This is a genomic window from Micromonospora sp. DT233 (genome assembly GCF_049841815.1).
In the GTDB taxonomy this organism is placed as follows: domain Bacteria; phylum Actinomycetota; class Actinomycetes; order Mycobacteriales; family Micromonosporaceae; genus Micromonospora.
Window position 1 is genome coordinate 230213 of the sequence record NZ_JBNCLB010000002.1, and the last position, 15725, is coordinate 245937.

Annotated in this window: 13 protein-coding genes; 6 read left to right on the forward strand and 7 right to left on the reverse strand. The window is 73.4% G+C overall.

Features of this window, described 5'->3' with window-relative positions; all coding sequences use genetic code 11:
• Positions 1-62: 62 nt before the first annotated feature.
• The 4 genes from ACLQ2V_RS05180 (at position 63) to ACLQ2V_RS05195 (ending at position 5359) form a co-directional block, all read left to right on the forward strand.
• Complete coding sequence (locus ACLQ2V_RS05180; RefSeq protein ID WP_425717204.1) at positions 63-548, forward strand: MarR family winged helix-turn-helix transcriptional regulator; 486 nt, start codon at positions 63-65, stop codon at positions 546-548.
• A complete protein-coding gene (locus ACLQ2V_RS05185; protein ID WP_425717205.1) occupies positions 542-2275 on the forward strand; it encodes an ABC transporter ATP-binding protein in 1734 nt (577 codons plus the stop codon). Before ACLQ2V_RS05180 ends, ACLQ2V_RS05185 begins: the two co-directional genes overlap by 7 nt.
• Complete coding sequence (locus ACLQ2V_RS05190) at positions 2272-4311, forward strand: ABC transporter ATP-binding protein (protein WP_425717206.1); 2040 nt, start codon at positions 2272-2274, stop codon at positions 4309-4311. The genes ACLQ2V_RS05185 and ACLQ2V_RS05190 overlap by 4 nt, the downstream gene beginning before the upstream one ends.
• Positions 4312-4696: 385 nt before the next feature.
• Positions 4697-5359, forward strand: coding sequence for a DedA family protein (locus ACLQ2V_RS05195; protein WP_425717207.1), 663 nt, complete (start codon positions 4697-4699; stop codon positions 5357-5359).
• Here ACLQ2V_RS05195 and ACLQ2V_RS05200 read toward each other — a convergent pair.
• Complete coding sequence (locus ACLQ2V_RS05200) at positions 5337-6740, reverse strand: NAD(P)H-quinone dehydrogenase (RefSeq protein WP_425717208.1); 1404 nt, start codon at positions 6738-6740, stop codon at positions 5337-5339. The genes ACLQ2V_RS05195 and ACLQ2V_RS05200 overlap by 23 nt on opposite strands.
• A gap of 106 nt (positions 6741-6846) precedes the next feature.
• On the opposite strand from ACLQ2V_RS05200, the gene ACLQ2V_RS05205 reads away from it, so the two are divergent.
• A complete protein-coding gene (locus ACLQ2V_RS05205) occupies positions 6847-7302 on the forward strand; it encodes a gamma-glutamylcyclotransferase (protein ID WP_425717209.1) in 456 nt (151 codons plus the stop codon).
• Positions 7303-7400: 98 nt separating this feature from the next.
• Here the strand turns inward: ACLQ2V_RS05205 and ACLQ2V_RS05210 are convergent, their stop codons facing one another.
• The 4 genes from ACLQ2V_RS05210 to ACLQ2V_RS05225 form a co-directional block, all read right to left on the reverse strand.
• Positions 7401-8360 carry a GNAT family N-acetyltransferase gene (locus ACLQ2V_RS05210; protein ID WP_425717210.1) on the reverse strand — a complete coding sequence of 320 codons (960 nt, stop codon included), beginning with the start codon at positions 8358-8360 and terminating at the stop codon, positions 7401-7403.
• Between the two features lie 73 nt (positions 8361-8433).
• A complete protein-coding gene (locus ACLQ2V_RS05215; RefSeq protein WP_425717728.1) occupies positions 8434-9183 on the reverse strand; it encodes an SCO6745 family protein in 750 nt (249 codons plus the stop codon).
• A 6-nt stretch (positions 9184-9189) separates the two neighbouring features.
• Positions 9190-10371 (reverse strand): hypothetical protein, encoded by a 1182-nt coding sequence (locus tag ACLQ2V_RS05220; RefSeq protein WP_425717211.1) that lies wholly within the window; start codon positions 10369-10371, stop codon positions 9190-9192.
• A 4-nt stretch (positions 10372-10375) separates the two neighbouring features.
• Positions 10376-11005 (reverse strand): MBL fold metallo-hydrolase, encoded by a 630-nt coding sequence (locus tag ACLQ2V_RS05225; protein ID WP_425717212.1) that lies wholly within the window; start codon positions 11003-11005, stop codon positions 10376-10378.
• Between the two features lie 104 nt (positions 11006-11109).
• Here ACLQ2V_RS05225 and ACLQ2V_RS05230 point away from each other — a divergent pair, with 104 nt between their 5' ends.
• Positions 11110-12075, forward strand: coding sequence for a DUF4349 domain-containing protein (locus tag ACLQ2V_RS05230; protein ID WP_425717213.1), 966 nt, complete (start codon positions 11110-11112; stop codon positions 12073-12075).
• Here ACLQ2V_RS05230 and ACLQ2V_RS05235 read toward each other — a convergent pair.
• Together ACLQ2V_RS05235 and ACLQ2V_RS05240 are read right to left on the reverse strand one after the other, a co-directional pair.
• Entirely contained in the window at positions 12032-13294 is a 1263-nt protein-coding gene (locus ACLQ2V_RS05235) for an amidohydrolase (protein ID WP_425717214.1), read from the reverse strand. The genes ACLQ2V_RS05230 and ACLQ2V_RS05235 overlap by 44 nt on opposite strands.
• Before the next feature lie 672 nt (positions 13295-13966).
• The gene (locus ACLQ2V_RS05240) at positions 13967-15550 is read right to left on the reverse strand and encodes an acyl-CoA mutase large subunit family protein (protein WP_425717215.1); all 1584 of its coding nucleotides are present in this window, start codon (positions 15548-15550) and stop codon (positions 13967-13969) included.
• Positions 15551-15725 lie beyond the last annotated feature (175 nt).

A 15725-nucleotide genomic window follows, 5' to 3' on the forward strand; every position in this document is an offset into this window, starting at 1 on the left:
CGTTCGGGTGACGCGCGACAAATTCGTTTGGGCCCTGACTATCAGGGGGCTAACCTCGCCGCATGGACGGGATAATCGGGGCGGGGGACGTGCCGCTCGGTCGGCTGCTGGTGACCGCCGGTCACATTGTCGGCCAACGATGGAACCGCCACCTGGCCGAGGAGCACGGCCTCACCCAGGCCGGCATGGGCACCCTGATCACCCTCGCCCGGCACGGCGAGCTGCCGCACCGGGCGGTCGCCGAGCGCTGCTTCGTCCGGCCGGCCACCCTCACCGGAATCATCGACACGCTGGAACGCGACGGCCTGGTGGAACGGCACCGCGACGACGCCGACCGACGCAGCGTACGGCTGGCCCTGACCCCCGCCGGCCGGGAGCGGGTCGCCAAACTCATCGCCCTGATGCGCAACACCGGGCCACTGACCTCGATCGACGCCGACCCCGCGAAGGCGGCCATCATCCGGCAGTTCCTGTTCGAGGTCATCGCCAGTGGAGAGGAGCCACAGATGACGGGTCCCGACGCGAGACCGGAGGGCCGGGCATGCTGATCCGGCTGCTCCGCACCCACCTGCGTCCCTACCATCGGCCGCTGGCGGCGGTGGTGGCGTTCCAGTTCGTCGGCACGATCGCCTCGCTCTACCTGCCGAGCCTCAACGCCGACATCATCGACCAGGGCGTGGCCCGCAGCGACACCGGCTACATCCTGCGCACCGGCGGCTGGATGCTGCTGGTCAGCCTCGTCCAGATCGCCTGCTCGGTCGCCGCGGTCTACCTCGGCGCGCGGACGGCGATGGGCTTCGGCCGGGACGTGCGGGGGGCGCTCTTCAGCCACGTCAACCGCTTCTCCGCCCGCGAGGTGGCCCGGTTCGGCGCCCCCTCGTTGATCACCCGCAACACCAACGACGTGCAACAGGTGCAGATGCTGGTGCTGATGAGCTGCACCATGCTGGTCACCGCGCCGATCATGAGCGTCGGCGGGGTGGTGATGGCGCTACGCGAGGACGTCGGGCTCTCCTGGCTGCTGCTGGTCTCCGTGCCGGTGCTGGCCATCCTGGTCGGGTTGATCGCCCGACGCATGGTCCCCGGCTTCCGGCTCATGCAGACCCGGATCGACACCGTCAACCGGGTGCTGCGCGAGCAGATCACCGGCATCCGGGTGGTCCGGGCGTTCGTCCGCGAGCCGTACGAGACCGAGCGGTTCGGCCGCGCCAACGCCGACCTCACCGCGACCGCCCTGCGCATCGGCCGGCTGATGGCCCTGATCTTCCCGGTGGTGATGCTGGTCCTCAACCTCTCCAGCGTCGCGGTGCTGTGGTTCGGCGCGCAACGCGTCGACGCCGGTCAGATCCAGGTCGGCGCGCTCGCCGCCTTCCTGCAGTACCTGATGCAGATCCTGATGGCGGTCATGATGGCCACCTTCATGTTGATGATCGTGCCGCGCGCCGCCGTCTGCGCCGAGCGGATCGTCGAGGTGCTCGACACCGACTCGTCGGTGGTCCCGCCGACCGCGCCGGTCACCGAGGTCGCCGGCCGGGGCGAGCTGGAGCTGCGCGACGTGCGCTTCCAGTACCCGGGGGCGAGCGAGCCGGTGCTGCACGACATCTCGTTCCGGATCACGGCCGGTCGCACCACGGCGATCATCGGCAGCACCGGGTCCGGCAAGACCACCCTGCTCAGCCTCATCCCCCGGCTGGTCGACGCCACCGCCGGCGAGGTGCTGGTCGACGGGGTGGACGTCCGTGACCTGGCCCCCGACGAGCTGTGGCGGCGCATCGGCCTGGTGCCGCAGCGGCCGTACCTGTTCACCGGCACGATCGCCAGCAACCTGCGGTACGGCAACCCGGACGCGGGCGACGAGGAGCTCTGGGCCGCCCTGGAGGTCGCCCAGGCCCGGGACTTCGTCGCCGAGCTGTCCGAGGGGCTGTACGCCCCGATCGCGCAGGGCGGCACCAACGTCTCCGGCGGGCAGCGGCAACGCCTGGCCATCGCCCGCGCCCTGGTCCGCCGCCCGGAGATCTACCTTTTCGACGACTCGTTCTCGGCGCTCGACCTCAGCACCGACGCCCGCCTGCGGGCGGCGCTGCGGCCGGTCACCGCGGACGCGGCCGTGCTGATCGTGGCCCAACGGGTCTCCACGATCATCGACGCCGACCAGATCATCGTGCTCGAGGACGGGGGCATCGTCGGGATGGGCCGACACGCCGAACTGTTGCAGGACTGCCCGACGTACGCGGAGATCGTCGCCTCCCAGCAGACCGCGGGGGTGCCGGCATGACCGCCGTACCGGCGCAGAAGCCCTCGGCCCCGCAACCGGCCGACGCGCAGGGCCCACCGAGACGACTACCCCCGGCCGCGCAGCGCGGTGGCCCGCCGTGGGCCGCCGGTATGCCGGCGGAGAAGTCGATGAACTTCGGGCCGTCGGCCCGGCGGCTGCTGGGCCGGCTACGCCCGCATCGTCTCCCGCTCCTCGCCGCCGTCGGCCTCGCCGTGGTCAGCGTCGCGTTCAGCGTGTACGGGCCCAAGGTCCTCGGTCACGCCACCGACCTGATCTTCAGCGGGGCGCTCGGCCGCCAACTGCCCGCCGGCACCACCGCCGAGCAGGCCGTGGCGGCGGCGCGCGCCGCCGGCAACGACAACTTCGCCAACATGCTCGCCCGGATGGACGTGGTGCCCGGGGCGGGCATCGACTTCACCGCGCTGAGCCGGGTGCTGCTGCTGGCGCTCGGGCTCTACCTGACGGCCGGCCTGCTGCTGTGGTGGCAGGGCTGGCTGCTCAACGACGTGGTGCAGCGCACCACGCTGCGCCTGCGCGCCGACGTGGAGGAGAAGCTCAACCGGCTGCCGCTGCCGTACTTCGACAAGCAGCCCCGCGGCGAGCTGCTCAGCCGGGTCACCAACGACATCGACAACATCTCGCAGACCCTGCAGCAGACCCTGAGCCAGCTGCTCACCTCGCTGCTCACCCTCGTCGGCGTGCTGGTCATGATGTTCTGGATCTCGCCGCTGCTGGCCCTGGTCGCCCTGGTCGCGGTGCCGCTGTCGGTGCTGGTGACCGGCCAGATCGCCAAGCGGTCGCAGCGGAAGTTCGTCGCCCAGTGGAAGCACACCGGCGAGCTCAACGGCCAGATCGAGGAGGCGTTCAGCGGCCACGAGCTGGTCAAGGTCTTCGGCCGGCAGCGCGAGGTGGAGGCCGACTTCACCGCCAAGAACGAGGAACTCTTCCGGGCCAGCTTCGGCGCGCAGTTCATCTCCGGGATCATCATGCCGGCGATGATGTTCGTCGGGAACCTCAGCTACGTGGCGATCGCCGTGGTCGGCGGGCTGCGGGTGGCCTCGGGGACGATGAGCCTCGGCGACGTGCAGGCGTTCATCCAGTACTCCCGGCAGTTCACCCAGCCGCTCACCCAGGTCGCCGCGATGGCCAACCTGCTGCAGTCCGGGGTGGCCTCCGCGGAGCGGGTCTTCGCCGTCCTCGACGCGCCGGAGCAGAGCGCCGACCCGGCGGTGCCGGCCCGGGTCACCGACCCGCACGGCCGGGTCGAGTTCGCGCACGTCTCCTTCCGGTACGAGCCGGACAAGCCGCTGATCTCCGACCTGTCGCTGGTCGCCGAGCCGGGGCACACGGTGGCCATCGTCGGGCCGACCGGGGCGGGCAAGACCACCCTGGTCAACCTGATCATGCGCTTCTACGAGCTGGACGCCGGCCGGATCACCCTCGACGGGGTGGACGTGACCACCCTGAGCCGGGCCGACCTGCGCGGCCGGGTCGGCATGGTGCTGCAGGACACCTGGCTCTTCGGCGGCACCATCCGCGACAACATCGCCTACGGCCGGCCGGGCGCCAGCGAGGAGGAGATCGTCGCCGCCGCCCGGGCCACCTTCGTCGACCGCTTCGTGCGCAGCCTCCCCGACGGCTACGACACCCTCATCGACGAGGAGGCCAGCAACATCAGCGCCGGCGAGAAGCAGCTCATCACCATCGCGCGGGCGTTCCTGGCCGAGCCGTCGCTGCTGATCCTCGACGAGGCGACCAGCTCGGTGGACACCCGCACCGAGGTGCTGCTCCAGCGGGCCATGGCGGCGCTGCGCTCGGACCGGACCAGCTTCGTGATCGCCCACCGGCTCTCCACGATCCGTGACGCCGACCTGATCCTGATGATGGAGAACGGCAGCATCGTCGAGCAGGGCACGCACGAGGATCTGCTGGCCGCCCGGGGGGCGTACCACCGGCTCTACCAGTCCCAGTTCACCCGCCCCGACCCGGTGGTTTCGCTCGACGCCGAGCCCCAGCCCGCCAGCGTGCAGGGCTGACGGTCGTGGCGACGGACGACGGGCCCGGGGCAGGGAGCGCGTGGACGGGCCGGTGAGCGCGGGCAGCGGGGGCGGGCCGCCGGCACGGGACCTGCCGGCGGCCCGCGGCGGCCCGGTCGTCACGACCGAGAGGCCCGACGCACCCGTGCCGCGCCGACAACGGTACGCCGACCACCGCCCCGGCGTCGCCCACCCACGGCGATCCGCCGAGGTCGGCAAGGGCGGCGGGCCTGCTCCGCGCCGGTCGGGTCCGGTCGTGGCGATGGTCACCAGCGGCGGGGGTGCGCACCGGTGATGCCGGCCACACGGCCAGGCTCGGTGGATCCGATCCGCCGGCCCCGGCCCCTGGCGCACCCGATCGGCCGAACCCGGCAAGGTGGCAGTCGTGCCTGAGCTCCTCACCCACGTGGCGTCGCCGCTCTGGGCCTACCTGGCGCTGCTCGGCCTGCTGGCCGTCGACGCCTTCGTGCCGATCGTGCCCACCCAGCTCGTGATGATCACCGGCGGGGCGCTCACCGTCTACGGCGGGCTGAACCTGCCGCTGACCATCGGGGTCGGCGCGCTCGGCGTCTTCGCCGGCGACGTGGCCTGTTACCTGCTCGGCCGCAGCGCCCCGCAGCGCCGACGCCGGCCGCCCACCGAGCCGGGCCGGGCCCGGCGGATGGCCGGCCGCGCCACCCGGGGGCTGCGCCGGCCCGGACCGTTGGTGATCCTGCTCTGCCGGTTCGTGCCCGGCGGGCGGATGGCCGCCTGCTTCGCCGCCGGGCGCAGCCGCTACCCGTACCGGCTCTTCCTCACCTACGAGACGGTGGCGGCGGCCGGCTGGGCCACCTACGGGGCGCTGATCGGCCACCTGGGCGGGACGGCGCTGACCGACTCCGCCTGGCACCTGCTGGTCGTCGCGGGCGCGGCGGCGGCCGGCTTCGCGGTCGCCGGGTGGGCGATGACGGCGTTCGGCGCCCGCACCGGCCGCCCCGGCGCCCGCACCGACGACTCCGGCACGCCCGCCGCGGAGACCCCGGCGGCTACTCCAGCTCGTGGAGCATGAGCTGGCGGGCGGCCTCCGTGATGGAGCCCGACAGGCTCGGGTAGATGGTGATGGTGTGGGCCAGCTCGTTGACCGTGAGGTTGTTCTCCACCGCCATCGTGATCGGCAGGATCAGCTCGCTGGCCTTCGGGGCGACCACCACGCCGCCGACGACCTGACCGCTGGCCGGGCGGCAGAAGAGCTTGACGAAGCCGTCGGCCAGGTCGTCCATCTTCGCTCGGGCGTTGCCGGCCAGCGGCAGCATCACCTGCCGGGCCGGGATCTTGCCGGCGTCCACCTCGTCCTGGGAGACGCCGACGGTGGCCAGCTCCGGGTCGGTGAAGACGTTCGCCGAGACCGTACGCAGCCGCAGGGGCCGGACCGCCTCGCCGAGCGCATGCCACATCGCGATCCGCCCCTGCATCGCGGCGACGCTGGCCAGTGGCAGCACGCCGGTGCAGTCGCCGGCGGCGTAGACGCCCGGCACGTTGGTCCGCGACACCCGGTCGACGGCGACGTAGCCACCCCGGGCCAGCTCCACGCCGTACTCGGCGAGGCCGAGGCCGGCCGTGTTGGGGATCGAGCCGACCGCGATCAGCGCGTGTGAGCCGGGCACCAGCCGACCGTCGGAGAGCTCGACCTCCACCCCGTCGGCGGTGCGGCGCACGGCCTCGGCGCGGGAGTTGTTGAGGATCGTCATTCCCCGGGCGCGGAAGACCCGCTCGATGGCCATGGCCGCGTCGGCGTCCTCGTGCGGCATCACCCGGTCCCGGCTGGAGACGAGGGTGACCTCGACCCCCATGGCCAGGTACGCGCTGGCGAACTCGGCGCCGGTCACGCCGGAGCCGACCACGATCAGGTGCTCGGGGAGCTCGGGCAGGTCGTACACCTGCCGCCAGGTGAGGATGCGCTCGCCGTCGGGCTGGGCGGTGGGCAGCCGGCGCGGGGTGGCGCCGGTGGCGACCAGCACGGTGGAGGCGTTGACCGGGTACTTCTCGCCCCCGTCGGCGGGGGTGACGACGACCTGGTGGGTGTGGCCGAGCATGTCCTCGCCGAGCCGGGCCGTCCCCGCCACGAAGTTCACGCCGGCCTTGACCAGCTTGGCGTGGATGTCGGCGGACTGGTGCAGGGCGAGCCGCTTGACCCGCTCGTGCACCGTGCGCGCGTCGACGGTGACCGCCTCCAGGCCGTCGGAGTGCACCCCGAACTCCTCGGTGTCCCGGTACCCGGTGACCACCTGTGAGCTGGCGATGAAGGTCTTGGACGGCACGCAGTCGGAGAGCACGCAGGCGCCACCGGCCCCCTCGGCCTCCACCACGGTGACATCAGCGTCCAGCTGGGCGGCGACCAGGGCCGCCTCGTACCCGGCCGGCCCCCCGCCGATGATCACGATCTGGCTCACGGCTATCGCTCCTCGTCCATGGTCACGGTGACTTTCTTCTCCCCGACGCGTCCGACACGCACCGTCGTATTCTCCCCCACCCGTCCGCCGGGCTATCGTCATCGCCGTGCGTCACTACGCCGCCTACGGCTCAAACCTGGACCCTGCCCGGATGCGTGCCTATTGTCCGCATTCCCCGATGGTGGGCATCGGCTGGCTGGAAGGCTGGCGGCTCACCTTCGCCGGCGCGGACGTCGTCGGCTGGGAGGGGGCGGTCAGCACGATCGTCGAGTCCCCCGGCGACCGCGTCTTCGTGGCGCTCTACGACATCCACTCCTTCGACGCCGCCCAGCTCGACGAGATCGAGGGGGTGACCGCCGAGACGTACCGCAAGCTGCACGTGCGGGTCTCCACCCTCGACGGCGACGTCACCGCCTGGGTCTACGTCTTCGACGGGTACGAGGGCGGCCTGCCGACGGCGTGGTACCTGTCGGAGATCGCGAACGCGGCCGAGAAGGCGGGCGCGCCCGACGACTACGTCAGCGAGCTGCGGTCCCGACCCACCGGCACCGCGTCGGCGTAGCGCGTCTGGCACGCCCCCCAGTCTGCTCCGCCCGCCGGGCGGGCCACCCGCCGCCCCCGCCCCGGGTCACCCGCCCCACAGCGGCGGGTGCCGGGCGGTCAGCCGGCCGCGGCGACGACCAGCTCGTACAGGTCGATGGTGCGGTCCTCGCGCAGGCCCACGGAGCGGTAGAGGGAGAGCGGGCCGGTCGGGTTGGCCAGGTCGACGCCGAGACCGGCGAAGGCCCGGCCCTTCGCCGCGTACCGGTGGAACGCCCGCAGCAGCAGCGCCGCGCCGACGCCCCGCTTGCGCGCCCCGGGGAGCACGGCCAGGCTCTTGACGAACCCCTCGTCCCGGTCGAGCGCCTGGTCGGAGGATTGGAGCACGCCGACCGGGGCGCCGTCGGCCTCGGCGAAGAACCACTCGTCCCAGGCGGAGTCGTCGCCGACCCGGGCCCGCCACCGGTCGTACGGCAGCGGCTCGTAGTCGCCGAGGTCCCGGAACGCGGTGTCGTAGACCCGGTGGAACTCCCGCAGGTCCGCCTCGTCGCCGCCGCGCACCTGACGGATCGTCACCCCGGCGGGCGGGGCGGGCGGCTGCGCCGGCAGGTCGGCCAGCCGGCGGCGCATCCGGACGTACCGCTTGGTGTAGGTGAACCCGCGTTCGAGCAGGGCCGCGCGCCACTGGCGCTCGGGCGGGCAGGCCACGCAGCGGACCGTCAGGGCCGGCAGCCCGCGCTCGGCGGCCCGCTCGGCCACCCGGGCGAGCTGCCGGTCCAGCAGCGGCGTCTGGACGGCCCGGCCCGCCACCGGGTCGGCGAAGACGTCGACGAACTCCCGCCCGACGCCGGTGGGGTTCTCCACGGTGGCCCAGGCGACCACCGTGCCGAGCGGGTCGAGCCCGAGCCAGCAGTCCCGCTCCGGGTCGACGTACGGCGCGGTCAGCGCGGCCTGCACGTCCTCGGCGTCGAAGTCCGGGTAGCCGATCGCGTAGGTGTCGGCGGCGTGCACCACCGCGAGGATCGACGGCACGTCGTCGAGGGTCGGGCGACGCGCGCCCCAGCCAACGGGAAGGGTCACCGCGCGATCCTGGCAGCCGCCCGCCGCCCGCGCCGCCCATTTTTCCCCCGGCAGAGCGGGTGCGCGGCGGGCCTCAGGAAGGGGCTCTGCCCTGCGCGCGGGCGCGGGCGGTGGCCAGCAGGTCCAGCAGCGCCGGCCCCTCGGCCGCGCCGAGGGCGCCGAACCCGACCGAGGCCAGCCGGTCGGTCACCGCGTCCGCCCAGAGCCGACGCCGCACCTGCGGGCCGATCCGCGGGTACGGCGGCGGCCAGCCGCAGGCCACCGCGCTGTGCTCGCCCCCGGGGCCGGCGAGCAGCGCCTCCAGCGGGGTCAACCCGGCAACCCGCACCGCGATCAGGTACGCCCCGGCGAAGTGCTCGCGCAGCAGCAGCAGGCCGACGGCGGCCCGCGCGCCCGGCGCGTCGCCCGGTGGGGTCATGGCCCGGCGGGCGGCGAAGAGCGGCATCCCGGTGGGGTCCGCCGCGTCGACCACCCGGTCCAGCAGCCCGGCCAGCCGCTCCACCCCGGGCAGGCCGGCGAGGGTCTGCTCGCCCCAGCGGCAGCATTCGGCGAGGTTCGCGGCGGCCACCTCCAGCGGGGGGATCCGGCGGGCCCCGCTCTCCCAGCCGTCGGCGACGGCGTCCGGGGCGATGAAGCCGAGCGCGGCGGCCACCGTCGGGGTGCGGACGTCACCCAGGGCCCCGGCCCGGCCGAGCAGGTGGAAGGCCCAGCCGGAGATGCCCAGCAGCCGGGCCCGGTGCAGCCGCCCGGGGCAGCGTTTGAACAGCTTCCCGAGCTCCAGCACGTCCGGCCGGCTCGCGGCGGCGACCTGCTCCGGCGTCATCGTCACTCAGTGCGCCCCTTCGTCGTCGGCGGCGGCGGCCCGGCCGGCGTCATCGTCGGCGACCCGGTCGTCGGCAGGTCGGTCGGCGGCGGCCCGTTCGTCGGCGTCGATGGCCTCGAGCGCCCCCTCGACCTCGCCGGTGTGCCGCCGGGCGGCGGTCAGGGCGCGTTCGGCCGCCCGCCGGGCCAGCTTGCGGCGGCTGAGTTCCTGCTCGGCCTCGGCGCGTCGCCGTTCCAGCTCGGCCAGCGAACGCTCGATGTCGGCCAGTTTCTCGACGCCGTCGTGCTCGGCGTCCGCCGCGCCGGTCAGCTCCGCCGCCGCCCGCTCCTGGTCGGTACGCGCCTTGGCCAGTTCCCGGTGCAGCGCCCGCCGCTGCCGGTCCCGCTCGGCGGCCTTCTTGGCGGCGGCCTTCTTGGCGGTCTTGGCCGCGGCCTTGTCGGCGGCCTTGTCGGCGGCCTTGTCGGCGGCCTCCTTGCCGCCCTTCCTGCCGCCCCCGCCGGCGGTCTCCTTGCCGGCGCCGCCGGCGGTCTTCTTGCCGCCCCGGTCGGCGGTCTCCTTGCCGCCCCCGCCGGCGGTCTCCGTGCCGCCCCGGTCGGCGGCGCTGCCGTCCCGGTCGCCGGCCCTGCCGCCCCGGTCGGCGGTGCGGTCGGTGGTGACCGGTGTCGGTGCCTCGCCGCCGGTGATCAGCCTGAGCTGTGGGCGGGGCACCTCGCCGAAGCCGGCGTAGCTGGCGGCCCGCAGCAGCCGGCCGGAGCGCACCTGCTCGGCGACGCCGGCGTCGGCCAGCGCGGCGTTGAGCGTCGACTCCACCTCGGCCAGCGGCAGCTTCCCGCCCGGCGGGCCGCCCTCGACGTCGGCGGCCAGCTGCCGTACCTCGGTGACCAGGGCCGCGACCAGCGCCCGGCGCTGGGCGGAGAGCTCCCGCAGCCGGGGGCCGCGCAGGTCGCGTTGGGCAGCGCGCAGCGCCTCGGCGAGCTGGGCCAGGTCGGCGACGAGGTCGGGGCGGCGGAGGGCCAGCAGGTTGACCAGCCAGGCGGCCACCGTGGGGCGGCGCAACCGGGCGATCTCGCGGGCGGTGGCCGGGTCGCCGGCGCGACGGGCCTCCGCCACGGCGGCGTCGCGGGTGGCGACGAAGCGCTCCGGCGGCTCGCGGTAGAGCCGTCGGGTCAGCTCCTCGGGGGGCGGCACCGGGTCAGGCGTCGAGCCGGCTGCCCGGCTCGAGACGCTGGTAGTCGGTGTGGCACAGCGCCGCGTACTGGCGGTCGAGCACCGCGAGGCCGTTGGCGTTGAGCAGCCCGTCGTGCAGGGCGAACGCGCGGCGCGGGGCGACCGCGCGGATGAAGTCGAGCACCTCGGAGAACTTCGACCAGGGGGCGTGGATCGGCGCGAAGAGCGTGTCGACCCGGACGTCCTCCGGCACCACGAGGGAGTCGCCGGGGTGGTAGACCACGCCGCCGAGCAGGTATCCCAGGTTGTCCACCACCGGGATGTCCGGGTGGATGACGGCGTGCCGCCCGCCGTACGCCCGCACGGCCACGCCGGCGGCGGTGAACGACTGCCCGGGGGTCACCGGCTCCAGCGCCTCGGCCGCGTCGCCGAGCACGCCGGCCAGGCTGGCCGGGCCGTGGATGCGCAACGGCCGGCGGTCGAGCTGCCGGGTGACCGCCTCGACGTCCAGGTGGTCGGGGTGCTCGTGGGTGATCAGCACCGCGTCCGCCCCGTCCAGCGCCGCCGGGTCGCTGAAGCCGCCCGGGTCGACGACCAGCACCCCGGCGTCGTCCTCGACGCGCAGGCACGAGTGGGCGTACTTGGTCAGCTGCATCGTGGCTCCCTCGATTATCGAATCGTGACGTTCCTGAGCGCAGTCTGCCGGAACCCCCGGGCCACCGCCCCGCGTCTGACGTAACGCCCGAGTGGGCCGAGGAAATGGGGGGCGCAGTGGACGGACAGGTAGGACGACGGTTGCTGGCGGCGGTCGGGGTGGTGGCGCTGCTCGCGGTGGGCGGGTGCGGAGCACTCGGCGACGATCGTTCGTCGAAGGACTCGGCGGACACCGCGCCGCAAAGGGCGGCGCCGCAGGAGGGCAAGGACACCAACGGGGCCAAGCCCGGCACGGACGGGCCGAAGGCCGGCGCGGGCGGCGGAGCGCCCGATCTGCGGGTCGACCAGAAGTCGATCGTCTACACCGGAAGCATGCAGGTCCGGGTCGACGAGGTGGACGCCGCCGCCCGGTCCGCCGTCACGGTGGCGACCACGGCCGGGGGCTTCGTCGGCGGCGACGAGCGGCGCAGCACCGGCGACAACGCGTGGGCGAAGCTGGAGCTGCGGGTGCCGGCGGCGCGGTTCAACCCCGTGCTGGACGAGCTGGCGAAGCTGGGTCAGGAGGTTTCCCGGTCGATCAGCGCGGAGGACGTGACCGAGCAGGCCGTGGACCTGGACGCCCGGATCGCCACCCAGCGCGCCCGGGTGGAGAGCGGGCGCAAGCTGCTGGCCCGCGCCAACTCGATCGACGATCTGGTGTCGCTGGAGAGCGAGGTGGCCCGGCGGGAGGCCGACCTGGCGTCGCTGGAGGCGAAGAAGCGCCGGCTGGCCGACCTGACGGCGCTCTCCACCATCACCCTCAACCTGGTCGGCAAGGACGCCCGGCCCTCGGACGAGGAGTCGGAGGCGGGCTTCCTGACCGGCCTGGAAGGCGGCTGGAAGGCGTTCACCGCGTCGGTGACCGTCCTGCTCACCGTCCTCGGCGTGCTGCTGCCCTGGGCGGTGGCCCTCGGCGCGCCCGTCGCGCTGCTGGTGCTGCTGCTGCGCCGACGCCGGCGCCAGCGTCGGCCGGCGCCGGCGGCAACGTTCAGCGAGCCGCCGCGAGTGCCCGCAGCGCGGTCTGAACCATGAGTCGTACGCCGAACCCGATCGCCCGCTCGTCGACGTCGAACGAGGCCCGGTGCAGGTCGATGTTGGGGCCGGAGCGGCCGACGCCGAGGCGGGCCAGCGCGCCGGGGACGTACTCCAGGTACCAGGAGAAGTCCTCACCGCCCATGCTCTGCGGGGTCTCCGCGACGCCGTCGGGGCCGAGCGCCGCGACGGTGGCGGCGGTCAGCACCTGGATCGCCCGCGCGTCGTTGCTGACCGGCGGGCGACCGCGCAGGTATTCCAGGTCGACGGTGGCCCCGGTGGGGGCGATGACGTCCCGGACCACCTGAGTAACGATCTCGGGGGCCTGCTCCCAGGTGTCGCGGTCCATCACCCGCAGGGTGCCGGAGGCGCTCGCCTCGGAGGGGATGACGTTGTACTGGGTGCCGGCCGAGGCGTGGCCGAAGACCAGCAGCAGCCCGCTGTTGGCCGGCACCCGGCGACTGACCAGGGCGGGCACCTCGGTGACCAGCCGGCCGAGCGCGTCGACCAGGTCGACGGTCAGGTGCGGCCGGGCGGTGTGCCCGCCCGGCCCGGTGAGCCGGACGGTGACGTTGTCGGCGGCGGCGGTGATCGGGCCGACCCGCAGGCCGACTTTGCCGGCCGGCTGGTTGGGGTCGCAGTGCAGGGCGAAGATCTGCACCACGTCGTCCAGGCCGCCGGCCTCGATGACCTCCAGCGAGCCGCAGGGCAGGATCTCCTCGGCCGGCTGGAAGATCAGCCGGACCCGGCCGTCCAGCTCGCCGAGGTCGGCGAGCTGGGCCAGCAGCATGCCGACGCCGAGCAGCACCGTGGTGTGCACGTCGTGGCCGCAGGCGTGGCAGACGCCGTCGTGGGTCGACCGGTAGGGCACGTCCTTGACGTCGGTCAGGGGCAGCGCGTCGATGTCGGCGCGCAGCGCGACCACCGGGCCGTCGGGGCGCCCGTCGATGTCGCAGATGACCCCGTTGCCCTTCGGCAGCAGGCGCGGGCTCAGCCCGGCGAGGGAGAGCTCGCGGGCGATCAGGGCGGCGGTCTCGAACTCCTCGCCGGAGAGCTCCGGGTGGGAGTGGATGTGCCGTCGGGTGGCGATCAGCCCGGGTATCCGCAGGGCGAGCAGGTGGTCCAGCTCGAAGGGGAGGGGCTGGGACCCGGACGGGGCTTCCGGCCAGGCCGACGACGCCAGCTGGCCGCCGTTCGGCAGCGTCAACGCACTCGTCACGTCGAAATCTCGATCACTAGAAATGGATGGATCATGAGGGAGGACAGCAGACAGACTAGACCTCCGGTGGTGACGCTGTGCAACTTCAATCCCGTAATGATCAGACCGCGCAGCGTCACGAAAGCCCTGGTCCAAGGGCTCCACAATCTGCGGGACAGCAGGTAGATCATGCTCGTAAGCCATCATCTGCCCCACACCTCCTACAACCCGTAATCGACCGGCGGTCACGAAATCGCCGTCGATCCGAGGCCGTCGCTTCCCGAATTGTCGCATTAGTGGCTTGCCACAACTGCCACTCGGACAATTAACCGACTGCGGTCGACGGCCGGAATTCATCCGACGGTGACATGGCCCGAAGCCACGCTCGCGGACACCCTGTCCGCCCCTGTCGCCGGGAGGGATACCCCCGCTGCCGGGCGGGCACACACCCGAGCCGACGACGCCGATCGGCGTCGCGGCCGTCGGTGGCGCGCGGGCGGGCCGAGGGGTGAGGCCCCGACCGCCCACCCGACCCTAGCCCCGGGCGCGACGGCATGCGACCCCACTTCCGGACGGCGCGGACCCCCTTCCGGACGGAGAACGCAAGCCGGCCGACCCCACGTCCGGCGTACCGGAGGCGGGGTCGGGCAGGACGCAGCGGTGGGGGCGGGGAAGGCGCAGGAGGCAGGGGCGTCAGAACCGGTCGGTGGGGCGGTAGGTGCCCCAGACCTGGCGCAGGGTGCCGCAGACTTCGCCCACCGTGGCGCGGGCCCGCAGGGCCTCCCGCATCGGGTAGAGCACGTTCTCCGTGCCCTCGGCGGCGACGCGCAGCTCGTCGAGGGCGCGGGCGACGGCCGCCCCGTCGCGCTCCGCGCGCAGCTTGGCCAGCCGCTCGGCCTGCGTCGCCTCGATCGTCGGGTCGACCCGCAGCGGCTCGTACGGCTCGTCGGTGTCGACGGTGAACCGGTTGAGCCCGACCACCACCCGCTCGCCCGAGTCGATCTCCTGGGCGATCCGGTACGCGGACTGCTCGATCTCCCGCTTCTGGAAGCCCGCCTCGATGGCGTCCACCACCGAACCGTGGTCGGCCACCCGCTCCATCAGCTCGACCGCCGCCGCCTCGATCTCGGCGGTCATCGCCTCCACCACGTACGAGCCGGCGAAGGGGTCGACGGTGGCGGTCAGGTCCGTCTCGTACGCCAGCACCTGCTGGGTGCGCAGGGCCAGCCGGGCCGCCTTCTCGGTGGGCAGGGCGATGGCCTCGTCGAAGCTGTTGGTGTGCAGCGACTGGGTGCCGCCGAGCACCGCGGCCAGCCCCTGCACCGCCACCCGGACCATGTTCACCTCGGGCTGCTGGGCGGTGAGCTGCACGCCCGCGGTCTGGGTGTGGAAGCGCAGCATCATCGACTTCGGGTCCTTCGCGCCGAACTCGTCGCGCATCACCCGGGCCCAGATCCGCCGGGCGGCGCGGAACTTCGCCACCTCCTCCAGCAGGGTGGTGCGGGCCACGAAGAAGAACGACAGCCGGGGCGCGAAGTTGTCCACGGCGAGCCCGGCGGCCAGCGCCGCCCGCACGTACTCCACGCCGTTGGCGAGGGTGAAGGCGATCTCCTGCGCGGGCGACGCCCCGGCCTCGGCCATGTGGTAGCCGGAGATGGAGATGGTGTTCCACTTCGGCACCTCCTTGCGGCAGTACGCGAAGGTGTCGGCCACCAGCCGCAGCGAGGGCTTCGGCGGGAAGATGTACGTCCCCCGGGCGATGTACTCCTTGAGGATGTCGTTCTGGATGGTGCCGTTGAGCGCCGCGCCGGGCACCCCGTTCTCCTCGGCGACGAGCTGGTAGAGCAGCAGCAGCACCGAGCCCGGCGCGTTGATCGTCATCGAGGTGGAGACCTTGTCCAGCGGGATGTCGGCGAAGAGTAGCCGCATGTCCTCGATGGAGTCGATCGCCACCCCGACCTTGCCCACCTCGCCGTGGGCGATCGGGTCGTCGGAGTCGTACCCCATCTGGGTGGGCAGGTCGAAGGCGACGGAGAGGCCCATCGTCCCGGCGCGCAGCAGCTGCTGGTAGCGGGCGTTGGACTCGGTGGCGGTGCCGAAGCCGGCGTACTGGCGCATGGTCCACGGCCGCGAGGTGTACATCGTGGGGTAGACCCCCCGCGCGTACGGGAACTCGCCGGGCGCGCCCAGCCGGGAGTCCAGCCCCTCCGGCAGGTCGTCGGCCGTGTAGACGGCCTTGATCGGAAAGCCGGACTCGCTCGGCCGAGGTTCGCTCATCCCCGGATGGTAGGACGCGCGGGCGCACCGACGGGTGAGGGATGGCACACATCGTCGGGCCCCGAGAGCGCGGCCGGAACGTGAACGACCAGGCACGCAGGGTCGAGTTCGGTATTCGTCCGCCGCGTCGGGTTTCGCATCGGGCGTCGGAACCAGCAAGATAGAGGAGTTCTGT

What these genes read in the sequence shown, in the direction of transcription:
- ACLQ2V_RS05180 (WP_425717204.1), top strand. Translation starts at nt 63, where the DNA reads ATGGACGGGATAATCGGGGCGGGGGACGTGCCGCTCGGTCGGCTGCTG.
- ACLQ2V_RS05185 (WP_425717205.1), top strand. Translation starts at nt 542, where the DNA reads ATGCTGATCCGGCTGCTCCGCACCCACCTGCGTCCCTACCATCGGCCG.
- ACLQ2V_RS05190 (WP_425717206.1), top strand. Translation starts at nt 2,272, where the DNA reads ATGACCGCCGTACCGGCGCAGAAGCCCTCGGCCCCGCAACCGGCCGAC.
- ACLQ2V_RS05215 (WP_425717728.1), bottom strand. Translation starts at nt 9,183, where the DNA reads ATGACGCCGGAGCAGGTCGCCGCCGCGAGCCGGCCGGACGTGCTGGAG.
- ACLQ2V_RS05225 (WP_425717212.1), bottom strand. Translation starts at nt 11,005, where the DNA reads ATGCAGCTGACCAAGTACGCCCACTCGTGCCTGCGCGTCGAGGACGAC.
- ACLQ2V_RS05230 (WP_425717213.1), top strand. Translation starts at nt 11,110, where the DNA reads ATGGGGGGCGCAGTGGACGGACAGGTAGGACGACGGTTGCTGGCGGCG.
- ACLQ2V_RS05240 (WP_425717215.1), bottom strand. Translation starts at nt 15,550, where the DNA reads ATGAGCGAACCTCGGCCGAGCGAGTCCGGCTTTCCGATCAAGGCCGTC.